The 19,578-nt window shown below is 70.6% G+C and carries 17 protein-coding genes and 1 tRNA gene; 12 read left to right on the forward strand and 6 right to left on the reverse strand.

Annotation, left to right across the window (positions count from 1 at the left end):
- The first annotated feature begins 28 nt into the window (after positions 1-28).
- The 9 genes from B9S58_RS28535 to glmS all read left to right on the forward strand — a co-directional run bounded on the left by B9S58_RS28535 (position 29) and on the right by glmS (position 10,218).
- Positions 29-730: a GNAT family N-acetyltransferase gene (locus tag B9S58_RS28535; RefSeq protein WP_103534865.1), complete on the forward strand. Its 702-nt coding sequence runs from the start codon at positions 29-31 to the stop codon at positions 728-730.
- Positions 731-819: 89 nt separating this feature from the next.
- A complete protein-coding gene (locus tag B9S58_RS28540) occupies positions 820-1,758 on the forward strand; it encodes a siderophore-interacting protein (protein ID WP_103534866.1) in 939 nt (312 codons plus the stop codon).
- 163 nt (positions 1,759-1,921) lie between these two features.
- Complete coding sequence (locus B9S58_RS28545; RefSeq protein WP_103534867.1) at positions 1,922-3,370, forward strand: aspartate aminotransferase family protein; 1,449 nt, start codon at positions 1,922-1,924, stop codon at positions 3,368-3,370.
- Positions 3,354-4,631 (forward strand): lysine N(6)-hydroxylase/L-ornithine N(5)-oxygenase family protein, encoded by a 1,278-nt coding sequence (locus B9S58_RS28550; RefSeq protein ID WP_103534868.1) that lies wholly within the window; start codon positions 3,354-3,356, stop codon positions 4,629-4,631. The genes B9S58_RS28545 and B9S58_RS28550 overlap by 17 nt, the downstream gene beginning before the upstream one ends.
- A complete protein-coding gene (locus tag B9S58_RS28555) occupies positions 4,628-5,182 on the forward strand; it encodes a GNAT family N-acetyltransferase (protein WP_103534869.1) in 555 nt (184 codons plus the stop codon). The genes B9S58_RS28550 and B9S58_RS28555 overlap by 4 nt, the downstream gene beginning before the upstream one ends.
- A complete protein-coding gene (locus B9S58_RS28560) occupies positions 5,179-6,957 on the forward strand; it encodes an IucA/IucC family siderophore biosynthesis protein (protein WP_103534870.1) in 1,779 nt (592 codons plus the stop codon). Before B9S58_RS28555 ends, B9S58_RS28560 begins: the two co-directional genes overlap by 4 nt.
- A 113-nt stretch (positions 6,958-7,070) precedes the next feature.
- Positions 7,071-7,952 (forward strand): DUF4429 domain-containing protein, encoded by an 882-nt coding sequence (locus B9S58_RS28565; protein WP_103534871.1) that lies wholly within the window; start codon positions 7,071-7,073, stop codon positions 7,950-7,952.
- Positions 7,953-8,038: 86 nt separating this feature from the next.
- On the forward strand, positions 8,039-8,314 hold the full coding sequence (locus tag B9S58_RS28570) for a hypothetical protein (protein ID WP_003968990.1): 276 nt from the start codon (positions 8,039-8,041) through the stop codon (positions 8,312-8,314).
- A 74-nt stretch (positions 8,315-8,388) separates the two neighbouring features.
- Positions 8,389-10,218: a glutamine--fructose-6-phosphate transaminase (isomerizing) gene (gene glmS, locus B9S58_RS28575; protein WP_103534872.1), complete on the forward strand. Its 1,830-nt coding sequence runs from the start codon at positions 8,389-8,391 to the stop codon at positions 10,216-10,218.
- A gap of 126 nt (positions 10,219-10,344) precedes the next feature.
- Here glmS and B9S58_RS28580 read toward each other — a convergent pair whose 3' ends face one another.
- The gene (locus B9S58_RS28580; protein WP_103534873.1) at positions 10,345-10,866 is read right to left on the reverse strand and encodes a universal stress protein; all 522 of its coding nucleotides are present in this window, start codon (positions 10,864-10,866) and stop codon (positions 10,345-10,347) included.
- Positions 10,867-11,893: 1,027 nt separating this feature from the next.
- Here B9S58_RS28580 and B9S58_RS28590 point away from each other — a divergent pair.
- The 3 genes from B9S58_RS28590 (at position 11,894) to B9S58_RS28600 (ending at position 13,920) form a co-directional block, all read left to right on the forward strand.
- Positions 11,894-13,111: a helix-turn-helix domain-containing protein gene (locus tag B9S58_RS28590; protein WP_103534875.1), complete on the forward strand. Its 1,218-nt coding sequence runs from the start codon at positions 11,894-11,896 to the stop codon at positions 13,109-13,111.
- A gap of 10 nt (positions 13,112-13,121) precedes the next feature.
- Positions 13,122-13,727 (forward strand): oligoribonuclease, encoded by a 606-nt coding sequence (gene orn / locus B9S58_RS28595; protein WP_103534881.1) that lies wholly within the window; start codon positions 13,122-13,124, stop codon positions 13,725-13,727.
- A gap of 120 nt (positions 13,728-13,847) precedes the next feature.
- Positions 13,848-13,920: transfer RNA gene (locus B9S58_RS28600), tRNA-His, on the forward strand.
- Positions 13,921-14,005: 85 nt separating this feature from the next.
- On the opposite strand, the gene B9S58_RS28605 is transcribed toward B9S58_RS28600, so the two are convergent.
- The 5 genes from B9S58_RS28605 to B9S58_RS28625 form a co-directional block, all read right to left on the reverse strand.
- Positions 14,006-14,596 carry a lytic polysaccharide monooxygenase gene (locus B9S58_RS28605; RefSeq protein ID WP_103534876.1) on the reverse strand — a complete coding sequence of 197 codons (591 nt, stop codon included), beginning with the start codon at positions 14,594-14,596 and terminating at the stop codon, positions 14,006-14,008.
- Positions 14,597-14,851: 255 nt separating this feature from the next.
- Complete coding sequence (locus B9S58_RS28610) at positions 14,852-15,889, reverse strand: LacI family DNA-binding transcriptional regulator (RefSeq protein WP_103534877.1); 1,038 nt, start codon at positions 15,887-15,889, stop codon at positions 14,852-14,854.
- 168 nt (positions 15,890-16,057) lie between these two features.
- Positions 16,058-17,527, reverse strand: coding sequence for a GH1 family beta-glucosidase (locus B9S58_RS28615; protein ID WP_103534878.1), 1,470 nt, complete (start codon positions 17,525-17,527; stop codon positions 16,058-16,060).
- Positions 17,528-17,599: 72 nt separating this feature from the next.
- The gene (locus B9S58_RS28620; RefSeq protein ID WP_103534879.1) at positions 17,600-18,520 is read right to left on the reverse strand and encodes a carbohydrate ABC transporter permease; all 921 of its coding nucleotides are present in this window, start codon (positions 18,518-18,520) and stop codon (positions 17,600-17,602) included.
- Between the two features lie 14 nt (positions 18,521-18,534).
- Positions 18,535-19,533: a carbohydrate ABC transporter permease gene (locus tag B9S58_RS28625; protein ID WP_103534880.1), complete on the reverse strand. Its 999-nt coding sequence runs from the start codon at positions 19,531-19,533 to the stop codon at positions 18,535-18,537.
- Between the last annotated feature and the right edge of the window lie 45 nt (positions 19,534-19,578).

The following is a 19,578-nucleotide window of genomic DNA, read 5'->3' on the forward strand; positions in this document are numbered from 1 at the left end:
CCTCCCGCCGGTCCGGCACAGTCGCGTCATGGAACCCGTGGACATCAAGGACCACACGCGTCCCCGGCATTGGCCCCTCTACGGGCTTCGCCTCCGTACGCCGCGCCTCGAACTGCGCCTGCCCGGCACCGGACTCCTCGACGAGCTGGCCTCCGTGGCGGCCCACGGGGTACACGACCCGGACCGTATGCCGTTCAACGTGCCGTGGACCGACGGGACCCCCGCCGAGGTGGGGCGGGCGGTGTTCCAGCATGTCCTGGGGACCGTGGCCGGCTGGTCGGTACGGGACTGGACCCTCACCCTGGCCGTCCTCCACCAGGGGAAGGTCGTCGGGCGGCAGGACCTGATGGGGTGCGACTTCGGGGTGCGGCGGGAGGCGGAGACCGGTTCATGGCTCGGGCTCCCGTACCAGGGACAGGGGTTGGGCACGGAGATGCGCGCCGCCGCCCTGCACCTCGCGTTCGCCGGGCTCGGCGCACGGTACGCCGTCTCCGCCGCCATGACCGACAACCCCCGGTCGCTCGGGGTGTCGCGACGGCTCGGATACACGGACGACGGCCTGAGAACGGATGTCGTGCGCGGGGCCCACGTCACACTCCGGCGGCTGCGCCTGGACCGGGCCCGGTGGGAGGCGCACCGGAGCGTGGACGTGACCGTGGAGGGGCTCGACGCCTGCTGGGCGGAGTTCGGGGTCCGGACAGAGCCCGCAGACAACCAGCCCTCCACCTAGCAAGGGTAGGCTAACCTTACTTCGGATCGCCCCAGCCGGAAGCCGGGCCTGTCCGCCCGCCGCTCCGGCCCGTCCCGGAGGAGCCCCCGTTGACGTCGACGACCGCCGCCGCCCCCGAAGTCGCCCCGTTCCGGCTCTTCGACCTGGCCGTTCTGCGGACCAGACGCCTGGGCCCGTCCATCCTCCGGATCACGCTCGGCGGGCCGGGGGCCGACGGCTTCAGCGGCGGGGGCCGCGATCAGAGCCTGTCGGTCCTTCTGCCCGGCCCGGGGCAGAGCGAAGCCGTGGTCCCGTCGGGCGGGAGCGGGACCTGGCACGAGAAGTGGCGGGCGCTGCCCGAGGACGTCCGGGCGGTGACGCGTTCGTACACCGTACGGACCCAGCGACTGCGGGCCGACGGCTTCACCGAGGTCGACCTCGACTTCGTGCTGCACAGCACCGGCGGCCCGGCCTCCCGCTGGGCGCTGACAGCCGCACCCGGCGACCGGCTGAAGGTGCTGGGCCCCGCCGTGGCGGACAACACCGCCGTACGCTTCCGGCCGCCAGCCGACACCGACTGGGTGCTGATCCGGGCCGACGAGACCGCCCTGTCCGCCGCGGCCGCCGCCCTGGAGTGGCTGCCCGCGGGGCTGCCGGTCCGGGTCTGGCTGGAGGTCCCGCGCACCGAGGACCGGCAGGCGCTGAACACGGCGGCGAAGGCCCGGATCAGCTGGCTCGTCCGGAACGAGGGCGCCTCGTGCGGCGTGGCGGCCGTGCGCGCCGCCGAGTTGCCCGGGGGCACACCGTACGCATGGATCGCGGGCGAGGCGTCCGGGGTGCGGGCACTGCACCACCACCTCGTCCGGGAGCGGGGATTCGAGCCCGCACGCGTGACGTCCGCCGCGTACTGGCGGCGCGGACCGGGGGCGGAGCAGACACGGCCGGTGGGAGCGGAAGCGGGAGCGGGAGCGGCGAGGCCGGAGAGGGGAGCGGCGGCCTCCGGGGCCCGCGCGGCGGGCCTCCCGGTGGGGGGCAGGGCGAGCAAGTGAGCGAATAGCGGAGGGAACGGGGACAACCCGCCCCCCCCCGGGGGGCGAGGAATGATCGATTCCACTTTAGGTTAGGCTCCCCTTACTTCGACATCGCGCCCTCGTCCCCCCTTCCTGCCCGGAGGGCCGCGATGAAGTTCCCCTCACCCGGGAGGACCCCTTCATGCGTGCGCACCTGCTCAACAACACGACTGCGGAGCACTACCGGAGCACCGTCTCCGCAGGAGTGGATCGGGTCGCGGCCACCCTCGCCGCCACCGAGCGGCCCTTCAGCGGGGTCGGTGTCGACGCACTCTCCTCCGTCGTCGACGCGATCGACCTCGACCGGCCGCTGGGCGACTCCGCCGCGGCCCTCGACGAGCTCGGCGAGGTCTACCTCCGCGACGCCGTCCACTTCCACCACCCCCGCTACCTGGGGCACCTCAACTGCCCGGTCGTCATACCCGCCGTGCTCGGCGAGGCCGTGCTCTCCGCGATCAACTCCTCCCTCGACACCTGGGACCAGAGCACGGGCGGCACCCTCATCGAGCGCCGGCTGATCGACTGGACCGCCGAACGGATCGGGCTCGGCCCGGCCGCCGACGGGATCTTCACCAGCGGCGGCACGCAGTCCAATCTCCAGGCCCTGCTGCTGGCGCGGGAGGAGGCGAAGATCCGGCCGGAGCACTTCACCCGGCTGCGGATCCTCACCTCCGAATGCAGTCACTTCAGCGTGCAGAAGTCCGCCAAACTCCTCGGCCTCGGCCCGGACGCCGTCGTCTCCGTGCCCGTGGACCGCGACAAGCGCATGCAGGCCGTGGCCCTCGCCCGCGCCCTGGAGAGCTGCGTCGCCGAAGGCGCCGTCCCGATGGCCGTCGTCGCCACCGCCGGCACCACGGACTTCGGATCCATCGACCCGCTGCCCGAGATCGCCGCGCTCTGCGAGCAGTTCGCCGTCTGGATGCACGTGGACGCCGCGTACGGCTGCGGACTGCTCGCCTCCCGTGAACGCCGCGGGCTGCTCGAAGGCATCGCCCACGCCGACTCGGTCACCGTGGACTACCACAAGTCCTTCTTCCAGCCGGTGAGTTCATCAGCCGTGCTGGTCCGCGACCGGGCGACCCTGCGCCACGTCACGTACCACGCGGAGTATCTGAACCCGCGCCGGATGGCCGAGGAGCGGATACCCAACCAGGTCGACAAGTCCCTCCAGACGACCCGCCGGTTCGACGCGCTCAAGCTGTGGATGACGCTGCGCGTCATGGGCGCGGACGGCATCGGCGAGCTCTTCGACGAGGTCTGCGACCTGGCCGCCGAGGGCTGGCAGCTGCTCGCCGCCGACCCGCGCTTCGACGTGGCCGTCGAACCGCAGCTCTCCACGCTCGTCTTCCGCTGCATCCCGTCCGGTGTCACATCGCCGGACGCGATCGACCGCGCCAACCTCCACGCCCGCAAGGCGCTGTTCGCCTCCGGCGAGGCGATCGTCGCGGGCACCAAGGTCGGCGACCGCCAGTACCTGAAGTTCACCCTGCTCAACCCCGAAACGACCGTGCGGGACATCGCCGCGGTCCTCGATCTGATCTCCGGCCACGCCGAGAAGTCCCTGGGAGACTCCCTTGACCGCGCTTCCTGAACCCCACGACTTCATCGGGATCGGGCTCGGCCCGTTCAACCTCGGCCTGGCCTGCCTGACCGAGCCGATCGACGAACTGAACGGCGTCTTCCTGGAGTCCAAGCCGGACTTCGAGTGGCACGCCGGGATGTTCCTCGAAGGAGCCCATCTCCAGACGCCGTTCATGTCGGACCTGGTCACTATGGCCGACCCCACCTCGCCGTACTCGTTCCTGAACTACCTCAAGGAGCGCGGCCGGCTCTACTCCTTCTACATCCGGGAGAACTTCTATCCGCTGCGGACCGAGTACAACGACTACTGCCGGTGGGCCGCCGCGAAACTGAGCAGCATCCGGTTCGGCGAGACCGTCGGGACGGTGACGTACGACGAGGGCTCCGAGCTCTACACCGTGACCACCGTCTCCGGTGAGGAGTTCCGGTCCCGGCACCTGGTCCTCGGCACCGGCACCCCGCCGCACATCCCGGACGCCTGCCAGGGGCTCGGCGGCGACTTCCTGCACAACTCACGTTATCTGGAGGGGAAGGCCGAGCTCCAGAAGAAGAAGTCGATCACGCTGGTCGGCAGTGGGCAGAGCGCCGCGGAGATCTACTACGACCTGCTCTCCGAGATCGACACGTACGGCTACCGGCTCACCTGGGTCACCCGCTCCCCGCGGTTCTTCCCGCTGGAGTACACCAAGCTGACGCTGGAGATGACCTCCCCGGAGTACATCGACTACTTCCACGCACTGCCCGAGGAGACCCGCTACCGGCTGGAGACCGGCCAGAAGGGGCTGTTCAAGGGCATCGACGGGGAGCTGATCGACGCGATCTTCGACCTGCTCTACCAGAAGAACATCGCCGGGCCGGCGCCGACCCGGCTGCTGACGAACTCCGCGCTCGTCAGCGCCCGTTACGACGCGGAGGGCGGCGCGTACAGCCTGGGGCTGCGCCAGAAGGAGCAGGGCAAGGACTACGCCCTGACCACCGAGGGCCTGATCCTCGCCACCGGCTACCGGTACGAGGCCCCCGCCTTCCTCGCGCCCATAACCGGGCGGCTGCGCCACGACAGCCGGGGCCGCTTCGACGTGGCCCGCAACTACAGCATCGACACCACCGGACGCGGGGTCTTCCTCCAGAACGCCTCGGTGCACACCCACTCGATCACCTCGCCCGACCTGGGCATGGGCGCGTACCGCAACGCGTACATCATCGGCGAGCTGCTCGGCCGAGAGGTCTACCCGGTCGAGAAGTCCATCGCCTTCCAGGAGTTCGCCGTATGAGCCGCCCGGACACGCTCGGCACCTTCACCGTCCGCCCGCTGGACCCCGCCGCCGACGCCGAGCTGGTGCACGGCTGGGTGACCCACCCCAAGGCCGCGTTCTGGCTGATGGGCGACGCCGAACTCGCGGACGTGGAACGGGAGTACCGAGGTATCGCCGCCCACCCGCACCACGACGCGTTCATCGGGCTGCACGACGGTGCGCCCGCCTTCCTGATCGAGCGCTACGACCCCACCGAGGTCGAGCTGAAGGGGCTGTACGAGGCGGAGCCCGGCGACATCGGGATGCACTTCCTGGTCGCCCCGACCGACACCCCGGTACACGGCTTCACCCGGGCCGTGATCACCGCGGTGATGGCTTTCCTGTTCGCCGACCCGTCGGTGCGCCGGGTCGTCGTCGAGCCCGACGTGACCAACAGCGCCGTGCAGTCCCTCAACAAGGCCGTCGGCTTCGAGGTGCTCCGGGAGATCGCCAAACCGGAGAAGTACGCCCTTCTCAGCGCCTGCACCCGTGAGCAGTTCGAAGCAGCAACCGGAGGAAACGACCGATGACGACCGCTCTCACCGACAGCGTCGCCCACCTCTCCCCTGGGCGCTGGGCCACCGCAAACCGACTGCTGGTACGTAAAGCACTGGCGGAATTCAGCCACGAGCGACTGCTGACCCCCGCGCCACTCGGCGACGGCCGCTACACCGTCCGTAGCGACGACGCGTCCACCGAGTACCGTTTCACCGCACGCCTCTTCGCCCTGGACCACTGGCAGGTCGCGGCCGAGACCATCACCCGGCACCGGCACGGCTCCGAACTTCCGCTGGACGCGGTGGAGTTCTTCATCGAGCTGCGGAACACCCTCGGGCTCTCCGAGAAGGTCCTGCCGGTCTATCTGGAGGAGATCTCCTCCACCCTGGCCGGAACCGCCTACAAACTCACCAAGGAACCGGCCACCTCGCGCCGGCTCGTCGCCGCCGGCTTCCAGGCGATCGAGACCGGGATGACCGAGGGCCACCCGTGCTTCGTCGCCAACAACGGGCGGCTCGGCTTCGGCGTGGACGAGTACCGGGCGTACGCCCCCGAGGCGGCCGCGGAGATCCGGCTGGTCTGGCTGGCCGCCCGCCGGGAGCGGGCCACGTTCACCTCCGGCGCCGGTCTCGACTACGAGGCGCTGGTGAGGAGCGAGCTGAGCGAGGCGGCCCGGGAGCGGTTCGACGGCACGCTGCGCGGGCTCGGCCTCGACCCGGACGACTACCTCCTGCTGCCCGTCCACCCCTGGCAGTGGTGGAACAAGCTCGCGGTCACCTTCGCCGGGGAACTGGCCCAGCGGCATCTGGTGGTGCTCGGCGAGGGCGAGGACGGCTATCTCGCCCAGCAGTCGATCCGTACGTTCTTCAACACCGACCACCCCGGGAAGCACTACGTCAAAACGGCGCTGTCCGTCCTCAACATGGGCTTCATGCGCGGGCTTTCGGCCGCCTACATGGAGGCCACGCCCGCGATCAACGACTGGCTGTCCGACCTGATCGAGCGCGACGGCCTGCTGCGCGGGGCCCGGTTCTCGATCATCCGCGAGCGGGCCGCGATGGGCTACCACCACCGGTCCTACGAGGCGGCGACCGCCAAGGGCTCCCCGTACCGCAAGATGCTCGCCGCACTGTGGCGCGAGAGCCCCGTGCCGGGCCTCCAGCCGGGCGAGCGGGTCGCGACGATGGCCTCCCTGCTCCACACGGACCACGAGGGCGGCTCGGTGGCCGGGGTGCTGATCGCCGAGTCTGGCCTGGACCCGCAGGTGTGGCTGCGGCACTACCTGGACGCCTATCTGGTGCCGGTGCTGCACAGCTTCTACGCCTACGACCTCGTCTACATGCCGCACGGCGAGAACGTGATCCTGGTCGTGGAGGACGGTGTCGTCACCCGCACGATCTTCAAGGACATCGCCGAGGAGATCGCGGTGATGGACCCGGACGCGGTGCTTCCGCCGCAGGTCGAACGGATCCGGGCCGAGGTCCCCGAGGACATGAAGCTGCTGTCGGTCTTCACGGACGTCTTCGACTGCTTCTTCCGCTTCCTGGGCGCGGGCCTGGCCACCGAGGGCGTCCTCGACGAGGACGCCTTCTGGCGGACGGTCGCGGCCTGTGTGCGCGACTACCAGGATTCGGTGCCGTATCTCGCGGACAAGTTCAAGCAGTACGACCTGTTCGAGGCGGAGTTCGCGCTCTCCTGCCTCAACCGCCTCCAGCTGCGCGACAACCAGCAGATGGTCGACCTCGACGACCCGGCCGGAGCGCTGCAGTTGGTGGGGCGTCTGAAGAACCCGATCGCCGGGCTCTGAGTCCCGGCCGCCGCATCGCGGCGGCCCCTTCGACCGGTGAGCGCCCGAGGACGGTCCCTCGGGCGTTCACCTTCTTCCGCCCGGCCCGATGCCCGGCTGGCAGAATCGCGGACATGGCAGAAATCATCCAGCGGGACGGAACATGGACGTTCGACGGGGACACCGTGCGCATCGTGCCGGGGGGAAAGGCGCACCCGGTCCGGCAGGAGCTGGGTGAGATAGCCGTACCCGTGCGGGCGGTGGCGGGTGTCTCGTTCGAACCCGACCGCAAGGGCGGGCGACTGCGGCTACGGCTGCGCGGCGGCGCCTGCCCGGTGCTGCGGGCCGCCGACGGCCGGCTGAAGGACGGCGCCGACCCCTATGCGCTGACCGTGGAGAAGGACCGCACGGGGGTCGCGGAGTACTTCGTCGACGAGGTCCGCAACGCGCTGCTGATCGAGCAGGTGCCGGACGGCCCCGTGGACCGCTTCCTGCTGCCCGGCCCCTCGCTGCCGGTCTCCGGCGGGGGCGGCGACGGCACGGCGTCCTTCGACGGCGAGACCGTCCGGCTGACCTGGAACTGGAAGACCGAGGAGTCCAAGACCTCGGCCGGGCCCTCGTCCTTCCCGCTGTCGCGGATCGCGGGGGTGCGGTGGCTGCCCTCGATCGGGCTGGAGAACGGCTATCTGCGCTTCGAGCCGGTGGACGGCCCCTCGTCCGCGCCGCCGAAGTACGACCCGTACTCCCTGGAACTGTGGGGAATGTCGAAGAAGGAGTACATCGCGGTCCTGGTCGCGGCGGCGGTGCTGATGCGGCTGCCCGGGGCCCGTGCGGCGGCGGCCGCAGCGGATGGGGCCCCACCCCTGGCCAAGGCGGCCGAGCCCGTCGCCCCGCCCGCGGGCGACCACGACGCACTGCTGCGGCGGCTGCGGGAACTGGACGAGCTGCACCGGGCCGGGGTGCTCACCGGCGAGGAGTTCAGCACCGCGAAGCAGGCCGTTCTGGGCAGCATGTGAGGCGACCGGGCACCCTCCGGGAGGATCCCTGCCCGATTTCGGGCAGATTTCTTGCATAAGCGCGCCCCGGCACGCAATATCGACCCGTGCTTGAACGCCGCTCGTCGCACGACGACCTCATCGATCACCTCGTACGCTCCACCGCGCTCCAGCGCGGCGAGGCGGCCCGGGTAATCCTCGACGTGTTGGCGTACTTCGACGAGAGCACCGACGACTTCGTCCGGCGCCGCCACCGCGAACTGCAGTCCGGCGGCCTGGTCAACACGGAGATCTTCGAGCGGATCGCGGCCGAGCTGCCGCACCGCGCCGTGGCACCGCCGGAGCTCTCGCTCCGCCAGCTGCGCCGCATCGTCTACGGCTGAGCGAGCCGGACGCCCGTGCGCGGGGCGCCGGACTCATGTGTGTACGTGTACGTCGATGGAGGGGCAGAGAACTCATGTGCGGGATCGTCGGATACATCGGAAGGCGTGACGTCGCTCCACTGCTGCTGGAGGGCCTGCAGCGGCTGGAGTACCGGGGTTACGACTCCGCGGGCATCGTCATCACCGGCAAGGCCGCGGCGGGCAGGCCCGGCGCGCTGAAGATGGTCAAGGCCAAGGGCCGGGTCCGCGAGCTGGAGGCCAAGGTCCCCAAGCGGTTCGCCGGAACCACCGGCATCGCGCACACCCGCTGGGCCACCCACGGAGCGCCGAGCGACGAGAACGCCCACCCGCACATGGACGCGGAGAACAAGGTCGCCGTCGTCCACAACGGGATCATCGACAACGCCTCCGAGCTGCGCGCCAAGCTCACCGCCGACGGGATCGTCTTCCTCTCCGAGACCGACACCGAGGTGCTCACCCACCTGATCGCCCGCGCCCGGGCGGACACCCTGGAGGAGAAGGTCCGCGAGGCGCTGCGCCACGTCGAGGGCACCTACGGCATCGCCGTGCTGCACGCCGACTTCAACGACCGCATCGTGGTCGCCCGCAACGGCTCCCCGGTCGTCCTCGGCATCGGCGAGAAGGAGATGTTCGTCGCCTCCGACGTCGCCGCCCTGGTCGCCCACACCCGCCAGGTCGTCACGCTCGACGACGGCGAGATGGCCACCCTGAAGGCCGACGACTTCCGTACGTACACCACGGAGGGCTCGACCACGACGGCCACGCCGACCACCGTGGAGTGGGAGGCCGAGTCGTACGACATGGGCGGCCACGACACGTACATGCACAAGGAGATCTCCGAGCAGGCCGACGCCGTGGACCGCGTGCTGCGCGGCCGGATCGACGACCGGTTCTCCACCGTGCACCTGGGCGGCCTCAACCTGGACGCCCGCGAGGCTCGCGGGGTGCGCCGGATCAAGATCCTCGGCTGCGGCACCTCCTACCACGCGGGCCAGATCGGCGCCCAGTTGATCGAGGAGCTCGCCCGCATCCCCGCCGACGCCGAGCCGGCCTCCGAGTTCCGTTACCGCAACCCGGTCGTGGACCCCGACACCCTGTACGTCGCGGTCTCCCAGTCGGGCGAGACGTACGACGTGCTGGCCGCCGTCCAGGAGCTGAAGCGCAAGGGCGCCCGGGTCCTCGGCGTGGTCAACGTGGTCGGCTCCGCGATCGCCCGGGAGGCCGACGGCGGTACGTACGTCCACGCGGGCCCGGAGGTCTGCGTGGTCTCCACCAAGTGCTTCACCAACACCGTGGTCGCCTTCGCGCTGCTCGCGCTGCACCTGGGCCGGATCCGTGACCTGTCGGTCGCGGACGGCAAGCGGATCATCGACGGACTGCGCCGGCTGCCGGAGCAGATCAGCGAGATCCTGGCGAACGAGGACGAGATCAAGCGGCTCGCGGCGGAGTACGCGGACGCCAGGTCGATGATGTTCATCGGCCGGGTGCGCGGCTACCCGGTGGCCCGTGAGGCATCCCTGAAGCTGAAGGAGGTCTCGTACATCCACGCCGAGGCCTACCCGGCCTCCGAGCTGAAGCACGGCCCCCTCGCGCTGATCGAGCCCGCGATGCCGACCGTGGCGATCGTGCCGGACGACGATCTGCTGGAGAAGAACCGCGCCGCGATGGAGGAGATCAAGGCCCGCAGCGGCCGTATCCTCGCCGTCGCCCACCAGGTGCAGGAGAAGGCCGACCACACCATCGTCGTGCCGAAGAACGAGAACGAGCTCGACCCGATCCTCATGGGCATCCCGCTCCAGCTCTTCGCGTACCACACGGCGCTCGCGATGGGCCGCGACATCGACAAGCCGCGCAACCTGGCGAAGTCCGTGACAGTCGAGTAGACGGCGGCGCACAGACGCCTGGGCCCCGCACCGTCGCGAAGACGGTACGGGGTCCAACGCGTGCTGTTCCGGGGCCTGCTGGCGGCCCCACAGGACTCCCCGCGCCTCTCAGGGCTTTCAGGGCTCTCAGGGGATGACGATGACGGGGCGTTGCGCGCGGCGGGCGAGGCGGCCGGACACGGACCCGAAGATCCGGCCGACGATGCCGTGTGTGGAGCCCACGACGATGGCGTCGGCGGCGTACTCCCGGCCGACCTCCTCCAGCTCGTGACAGATGTCGCCGCCGCGCTCGACGAGCACCCAGGGCACCTCGGAGAGATAGTCCGCGCAGGCCAGTTCCAGGCCGAGGACCTCGGTGCGGTGATCGGGGACGTCGACGAAGACGGGGGGCTCGCAGCCCGCCCAGACCGTGGTCGGCAGCCGGTTGGCGACATGGACGATGATCAGACCGGAGCCCGAGCGTCCGGCCATGCCGATGGCGTAGGCGAGAGCCCGCTCACTGGACGTGGAGCCGTCGAATCCGACCACGACTCCGTGCCGGAAGGCGGGATCGCACGCATGGCGTGCTTCTTCGACCGTCCGCGGCTCCGACACGTGGTCGGCTACCGGCTTGCGGTCTTTGGGTTCAGGGATTTCGTGACCGGCCATCGGTGTCTCGGCGAAGAGAATCCTCGTGAGGAGGGAACGGTTTCGAGAGGTGCATCAGTTGGTGGTGAAGCTCTGTCCGGGAATCATCTTCCCAACCCCATACCCCCAAGGGTACGGGGTCACTCCTCCACTGCCCAGATCCCCGCAAAAGCGTGCGCGACGCTGGAGGGAGCATGCCCGAGCCTGTCCGGGATGGCAATGCCGGTTGTGTCGTACACGGGCCTCGGAGGGGTCGAACACCGTCGGCCGTCCTGTTTTTCGCGACGGTCGGTGACCGACCGGCGCACCCGCCGGTGACGCCCGCACCCGGTCTCCGTTGGCCACGCCGTCACCGGGCCCGCATCCCGAGGGGTGACGCCGCGCCGAGCCCGGCACGAGCCCCGTCCGGGACGAGCCCGGCGACGACGCCCGGACCTGCGGGCGACCCGGTCCGGCGGGCCGTCGCCGGCCGGCCGCCCGAACCCGCGATTCTCGTGTCCCACGGCGCATCGGTCGGTAGAGCGGCCGCTCGGAGCCTCCGTCCCGTCCGTGCCACGACGGGCCGCCACAACCTCCCGCGACCGTCCGAACGGACCACGGTTCGCGGGGGCGAGGGAGCGCACCGGCGCGGCTGCCACACGGCGGTTGTGCGCCCGGCGTGACCGGATACAGCACACACAACCGATGGCTTTCAGCCAACTTCACACGGGTGCCGAACCCCTCACCGAATGGCCGGACACCCCACCGCCCATCAGGCAGGAACGGACCGCGCGGTACGCTTTCACCCGACGCGGACGGGCCACGTTATCGAAGGGCACTTCCTTGTGCGCTTCGCGAGTGAAACGCTTCGTGATCGAACGCTTCACGCCACGTTTCCTTATCGACATTGAGCTGCTGGGGGAAGGTGTCACGGCGGGACCACGCGACGCAGTAGATTCGATCTTGGAAATCGGAGACTGGGGACACGTGCGAAACCGAGGGGAAACGTGCAGGAGCGACAGGCCCGTAGGGACCAGGGAGACGCGAACACCAAGGGGGGCTTAGCGTCATGAGCCAGGACTCCGCCGCCGCGACGGAGGCCGCACGCAAGCTGACCGGGCGGCGACGCCGGGAAGTCGTTGCCGTGCTGCTGTTCAGCGGCGGCCCTATCTTCGAGAGCTCCATCCCGCTCTCCGTTTTCGGAATCGACCGGCAGGACGCGGGAGTTCCCCGCTACCGCCTGCTGGTCTGCGGCGGCGAGGAAGGACCGTTGCGCACCACCGGTGGGCTCGAACTCACCGCGCCGTACGGCCTGGAGGCGATCAGCAGAGCCGGCACCGTAGTGGTGCCCGCCTGGCGGTCGATCACCTCGCCGCCGCCCGCCGAAGCGCTGGACGCGCTCCGGCGCGCCCACGAGGAGGGCGCCCGCATCGTCGGTCTGTGCACGGGAGCCTTCGTGCTCGCGGCCGCCGGCCTGCTGGACGGCCGGCCGGCCACCACACACTGGATGTACGCACCGACGCTGGCCAAGCGCTATCCGTCGGTGCACGTCGATCCGCGCGAGCTGTTCGTGGACGACGGTGATGTGCTCACCTCCGCCGGCACGGCCGCCGGGATCGATCTCTGCCTCCACATAGTCCGCACCGACCACGGCACGGAAGCCGCCGGGGCACTCGCCCGCCGGCTCGTCGTGCCGCCGCGGCGCAGTGGCGGGCAGGAGCGCTACCTGGACAGGTCTTTACCGGAGGAGATCGGGTCCGACCCGCTCGCCGAGGTCGTGGCCTGGGCCCTGGAGCATCTGCACGAGCAGTTCGACGTGGAGACGCTCGCCGCGCGCGCCTATATGAGCAGACGGACCTTCGACCGCAGGTTCCGTTCGCTCACCGGCAGCGCACCGCTGCAGTGGCTGATCACCCAGCGGGTGCTGCAGGCGCAGCGGCTGCTGGAGACCTCCGACTACTCGGTCGACGAGGTCGCCGGTCGCTGCGGCTTCCGCTCCCCGGTCGCGCTGCGGGGGCACTTCCGCCGCCAGCTCGGCTCCTCCCCCGCCGCGTACCGGGCCGCCTATCGGGCCCGTCGTCCGCAGGGGGTGGCGGAGAGTGCCGCGACGGTGGTCGAGACGATGGTGCCCAGCCAGGGGCCACCGTCCGGACGCCGGAGCTCGCCCGTGTCCTCCGCACCCGTCGCCGTGGCGGCGTCGGTAGGGCCCGGGGAGCACTCCCTGCCGGGTCCTGACGCGTACGTTCCCGGACGCCCGGCCCTGCCGGGACAGCGGAGTGCCCCGTAGGGTGGGGCACATGAACGACCGCATGGTGTGGATCGACTGCGAGATGACCGGGCTCTCGTTGACGGACGACGCACTCATCGAGGTGGCCGCCCTGGTCACCGACTCGGAGCTGAACGTGCTCGGCGAAGGGGTGGACATCGTGATCCGCCCGCCGGACGCGGCCCTGGAGACCATGCCCGAGGTGGTGCGGCAGATGCACACCGCCTCGGGCCTCCTCGACGAGCTGGCCGGGGGCACCACCCTGGCGGACGCCGAGGAGCGGGTCCTGGCCTACGTCCGTGAGCATGTGAAGGAGCCCGGCAAGGCCCCGCTCTGCGGAAACTCGGTCGGTACCGACCGCGGGTTCCTGGCGCGGGACATGCAGGGGCTGGAGGGCTACCTCCACTACCGGATCGTGGACGTGTCCTCGGTCAAGGAGCTGGCCCGGCGCTGGTATCCCCGGGCGTACTTCAACAGCCCGGACAAGAACGGCAACCACCGGGCGCTGGCGGACATCCGTGACTCCATCACGGAGCTCCGCTACTACCGGGAAGCGGTCTTCGTGCCGCAGCCCGGCCCGGACTCGGAGCGCGCCAAGGAGATCGCGGCGCGTCTGGCGGCCCCGGCAGCACCGTAGGAACCCGCTGGTCACGGGCGCGAAAGCGCCCGTGGACCGGCCCCGGTAAACGGGGGCGCGAGCACCCTCCCGGACCCTGTACACTTTTTCTCGGCCGGTCGGAAACGACCGGGCGACATGGTGGGTATAGCTCAGCTGGCAGAGCACCTGGTTGTGGTCCAGGATGTCGCGGGTTCAAGTCCCGTTACTCACCCTGATGGAAGGGCCCCGGTCTTTGGACCGGGGCCCTTCCGCTTGCCGTGATGTCTTCCCTTCCGCCGCGGGGCGGTGTACCGGACTCAGAACGTGACGTCGGAGCAGGCGTAGAAGGCGTTGCCGGTGTCCGCGATGGTCCAGACGCCGAGGATCAGGTGCTTGCCCGACTTCTGCGGCAGTGCGCCGGTGTGGGTGACGGTGGAGCCCGGCCGCCGGCCGCCGAAGGGCACGGTCAGGAAGGGCTGCGGCTCCAGGTCCGCCCGGGCGAGGGGCGCCGCCGGGTCGTAGCCGTCCTTGGTGACGTAGTACCGGAAGTCGGTCGTGGCGTGCCGGGCGGTGATCCGCCAGCGGAAGGTGTGGCTCGCCCCGGCGGTCACATCGGAGGCGGGCCAGGCCCCGCCGCGCGGGTCGTCCAGCTCGGCGAACCGCTGGTTGCCCCCGGCGCAGATCAGACCGTCGCGGGGACCGCGCGCCGGGAAGCCCTTGGGGCCCTCGACGCTCTGCGGCTCCCACTGGATCTGCCCGCAGCCGCGGACGGTACCGTTGCCGCAGAGCTGCTGTCTGCTGACGGGCGAGTCGGTGTACCCGTGGCTCTGTGCGCTGCCGGAGGTGGCCAGCAGGGAGACCCCGGCGATGCCGAGGCCGAGGAGTAAGGACGTGATCTTTCTGCGCATGTGGTGCTCCTGAGGTGAGGGGCGGAGCTTGCGGACAGACGGACCGGGCGGCCGGACCGGGCGACGGCTCGCCGCGCTTGGTCTAGACCAAGACGGAGGCTAGTCCTGTCTTTTGGTCATGTCCATACCACTGGGAGACCCCGGCCCGAGGACCGGGGTCGACCTGTTCGTCACGGACCGCCGTCAGACCACCGGCTCCTCCACAGAACCGGAAGCCGGTGATCTGCGCCCCGCCCTTCGGGAGGATGCCGTCGGTCACGACGAGTCGCGGACCACCAGATCCGTGGGCAGCACCACCGAAGGACGCTCGCCGCCCGGGGCCCGGCCCGCGATCTCGTCCAGGAGCAGCCGGGTCATGCGGCGGCCCATCTCCTCGATGGGCTGGCGGACACTGGTGAGGGCCGGGTGCATGTGGCGGGCGACCACCGAGTCGTCGAAGCCGACCAGGGCCACGTCCTCGGGGATGCGCCGGTCCGCCTCGCGGAGGACCTGGCGGGCGCCGGCGGCCATCACGTCGGAGGCGACGAAGACCGCGTCGAGGCCGGGGCGGCGGGACAGCAGGTCGCGCATGGCCCGCGCGCCGCCCTCCTCGGTGAAGTCGGCGGGGGCGATGAGGCGCTCGTCGGGGTCCAGACCGGCGGCGGAGACCGCGGCGCGGTAGCCGTCCAGGCGGCGCTGGGCGCCGTAGACCTCCAGACGGCCGGTGATCGTGGCGACCTGGCGGCGTCCCCGGGAGACCAGGTGCTCGACGGCGGCCCGCGCGCCCTCGAAGTTGTCGGAGTCGACCGAGGGCAGCGTCTCGGCCGCGTCCCGGGCGCCGCTGATCACGCAGGGCATGCCCAGCTGTTCCAGGAGTTCCGGCAGCGGGTCGTCGGCGTGCACGGCGACCAGGAGGACCCCGTCGACGCGGTGGGCGGTGAGGTACTGGGCGAGGCGGCGGCGTTCCCGGTCGTTGCCGACGAGGGTGAGGAGCAGTTGCATCTCGGTGTCCGCCAGGGCCGCGCCGACGCCGCGCACTATCGCGGAGAAGTACGGCTCGGCGAAGAAGCGGGTCTCCGGCTCGGGCACCACCAGGGCGATGGCGTCGGTGCGGTTGCCCGCCAGTGCGCGGGCGGCGCGGTTGGGGACGTACCCCAGCTCGGCCACGGCCGCCTCGACCGCCTGCCGGGTGGCGTCGCTGACCCGGGGCGAGCCGTTGATGACCCGCGAGGCGGTGCCCCGGCCGACCCCGGCCCGCGCCGCCACCTCTTCGAGCGTGGGCCGCCCGCCGCTCCGTACTCGCGCTGCCGCCATGGCTGCCTCCCCGTTCCCGGTCAATTTCTCACAGCCGTAACGTCAATCCAAGTCCTGGATCGATCACCCCGGCGGGGGTACGGACAGTGTATTGGGAGCGCTCCCAAGCGGCGACGGAAGGGGTCGTGGGCCCGGTCGGGAATGACCGGGCCCACGGCTCTCACGAGGTCAGGCGTCCGCAGCGGCCGCCGGGGGCAGCGCGTGGCGGGCGATCACGTCGCCGTACCAGTGGGCGCTGGACTTCGGCGTACGGCGCTGGGTCGCGTAGTCGACGTACACCGCGCCGAAGCGCTTCGCATAGCCGTAGCCCCACTCGAAGTTGTCCATCAGGGACCAGAGGAAGTAGCCCCGCACATCCGCCCCGTCGGCCGCCGCCCGGCGCACCGCCTCCAGGTGGCCGTGCAGATAGGCGATCCGCTCGGGGTCGTGGACCCGGCCGTCCGCGTCCGGGGCGTCGTCGAAGGCCGCGCCGTTCTCGGTGACCATCAGCGGCAGGTCCGGGTGCTCGCGCGAGACGTCCATGAGGAGGTCGTACAGGCCCTCCGGCTTGACCGACCAGTTCATCGCGGTGACCGGCCGGCCCTCGGCGAGGTGGAAGGCGACGTGCTCCGAGCCGGGCCACGGGGAGTGCGCGCTGCTGCCGTGGCCGTCGTTGCGGGTGTCGCCCGCGCCGGTGGGCGACGCGCTGACGATGGTGGGCGTGTAGTAGTTGACGCCGAGGACGTCGATCGGGTGCGCGATCGCGGCCAGGTCGCCCTCGTGGATCAACTCGGACCAGTTCACGAGGCGTTCGGTGTCGGCCAGCAGGTCTTCCGGGTACGCGCCGTGCAGCATCGGGCCCGTGAAGACCCGGTTGCCCACCGCGTCGATCCGGCGCGCCGCGTCCGCGTCCGCCTCGCTGTCGGTCAGCGGGCGCACCTGGTGGAGGTTGAGGGTGACCGAGGTCTGCGCGGCAGCGGGGAGGTTCGCGCGCAGCGCCTCGGCCGCCCGGCCATGGGCGAGGTTGAGGTGGTGGGCGGCCCGCAGCGCGGCGGCCGGTTCGGTGCGGCCGGGGGCGTGGACCCCGGAGCCGTAACCGAGGAAGGCCGAGCACCAGGGCTCGTTGAGCGTGGTCCACATACCGACCCGGTCGCCCAGTGCGCGGGCCATGATGGCCGCGTAGTCCGCGAACCGTTCGGCCGTCGCCCGCTCGGGCCAGCCGCCCGCGTCCTCCAGCTCCTGCGGCAGGTCCCAGTGGTAGAGCGTGGCGACGGGCGTGATGCCGGCCGCCAGCAGTTCGTCGACGAGCGACCGGTAGAAGTCCAGGCCGCGTTCCACCGCGGGGCCCCGGCCGGTGGGCTGGACGCGGGACCAGGAGACCGAGAAGCGGTACGCCTGGAGCCCGAGGCGCTTCATCAGGGCGACGTCGTCGCGGTAGCGGTGGAAGTGGTCGGCGGCCACGTCCCCGGTGTCCCCGCCGAGGACCCGGCCGGGCGTGTGGCTGAAGGTGTCCCAGATGGAGGGGGTGCGGCCGTTCTCGCCGGCCGCCCCCTCCACCTGGTACGCGGCGGTGGCCGCGCCCCAGAGGAAGCCGGTCGGGAAGGGTGCCGTGGCGGCGGGGGCCTGCTGCGGGACCGTGTCGGGTCGGACGGCTGTCATGTGGAAGCGCTCCCTAGGGAAGTGGCGAAAGTGAGGGGTGAGGGGTGAGAGGAAGGGAGAGGGGGCGAGTGGTCAGCCCTTGACCGCGCCGGACATGATCCCGCCGACGATCTTCTTGCCGAAGACCACGAACACCGCCAGCAGCGGCAGCGTGCTGATCAGCGCGCCCGCCATCACGATGGACTGGTCGGGGGTGTACGAGGCGCTGAGCTGGCCGAGGGCCACCTGCAGGGTCGGGTTCTGCTGGTTGAGGGCGAGGTAGGGCCAGAAGAAGTCGTTCCACGCCTGGACGAAGGTGAGCATCCCGAGCACCATCATCGCGGGGCGGGCCACCGGCAGCACCACGCTCACGACGATGCGGAGGTTGTTCGCGCCGTCGATCTTGGCCGCCTCGATCAGCTCGTACGGCAGCGCCTCGATCAGGTACTGGCGCATGAAGAACACGCCGAACGCGCTCACCAGCGTCGGGAAGATCACCGACTCGAGCTGCCCGCCCCAGCCGAGTCCGGACATCATCATGAACAGCGGGACGACGCTGAGCTGCGGCGGAATGGTGAGGGTGGCGATGACCGCGGTCATCAGCCAGCCGCGGCCCCGGAAGCGCATCTTGGCGAAGGCGTATCCGGCGAGCGTGCAGAAGAAGAGCGTCGCGAGGGTGATCGAGGACGAGACGATGACGCTGTTGACGATCGCCTTGCCGAGGTTGGCCTGTTCCCAGGCCGTCTGGACGTTCTCGATCAGCTTGCCGCCCGGGAGGAACGGCGGGGTGGAGGCGAGGACTTCGTCCTGGGTGCGGGAGGCCGCGACCAGGGTCCAGTAGAGCGGCAGCAGCGAGCCGAAGCCGACGACGGCGAGCGCGACGTACGCGAAGGGGCCGCCCTTCATCTGCTGGCCGGCGCCCATCCGGAAGCGGCTCGGGCGCTGCGGGGCACCGCCCTTCGGGGCCGGCGCGGGCTTCACGGGGGCGGTGTGCGTGAGGCTGGTCATGGTCATGGAGGCGCTCCCGGTCAGACCGCGGACTTGCGGACGAATCGGCCGAAGAACCAGTTGGCCGCGGCGATGAGGAGAAGAAGGGCGAGCATCGCCCAGGCGACGGCGGCGGCCGGACCGAGATGTCCGAGATTCCAGCCGTAGTTGTAGAGGTAGATACTGAGCGTCTCGTATTGGTTCTCGTTGCCGCCGGTGGCGCCCAGCGCGCCGCCCTCCAACAGCAGCGGCTCGCCGAAGAGCTGCATGGAGCCGATGGTGGAGATGACGATGGTGAACAGGATCGTCGGCCGCAGCGAGGGGATGGTGACCTTGCGGAACTGCTGCCAGCGCGACGCGCCGTCCAACGAGGCCGCCTCATAAAGGTCGTTGGGGACCGCCTGCATCGCCGCCAGATAGATCAGCGCGTTGTAGCCGGTCCAGCGCCAGATCACGATGACGGAGATGGCGATCTTCGAAGTCCAGTGCCCGTTGGCCCAGTTGGTGTCGTCGAACCCGACGAGGCCGAGCGCCCAGTTCAGCAGTCCGCCGTCGGCCCGGAACACCAGGGCGAAGACGAGAGCGGCCGAGGCGACCGAGGTCGCGTACGGGGTGAGGATGACCGTGCGCCAGAACGTGCTGGCGCGGAGACGGTAGTTGAGGAGGTGGGCGAGACCGAGGGCCACCAGGAGCTGCGGGACGGTGGAGATGACGCCGATCAGGAAGGTGTTGCTGACCGAGGTCCAGAACTCGGGGTCGTTCAGGATCTTGTCGAAGTTCTCCCAGCCCACCCACTCCATCGAGTCCAGGCCGGTCATCTCCACCCGGTGCAGGGCGATCCAGCCGGTGTAGAGGAGCGGGTAGAGCCCGAAGGCCCCGAAGACGAGGAAGAACGGTGCGATGTACGCGTACGGGGAGGCCTTGTCGTCGAACCGCCACAGCCGGCTGCGCCACAACTGCCGCCGTTCGCAGGGCGGTTGTTTCTGCGGTTCACGGGGCGGAGTCGCGTACGCATCCCGGGTGGGGGTCGAGGTTGCCACGGGCGGGGAGTCCTTCCCTGGGTGCGCCGACGGACGGCCGGGGCG

It is taken from the genome of Streptomyces sp. SM11, assembly GCF_002910905.1.
In the GTDB taxonomy this organism is placed as follows: domain Bacteria; phylum Actinomycetota; class Actinomycetes; order Streptomycetales; family Streptomycetaceae; genus Streptomyces.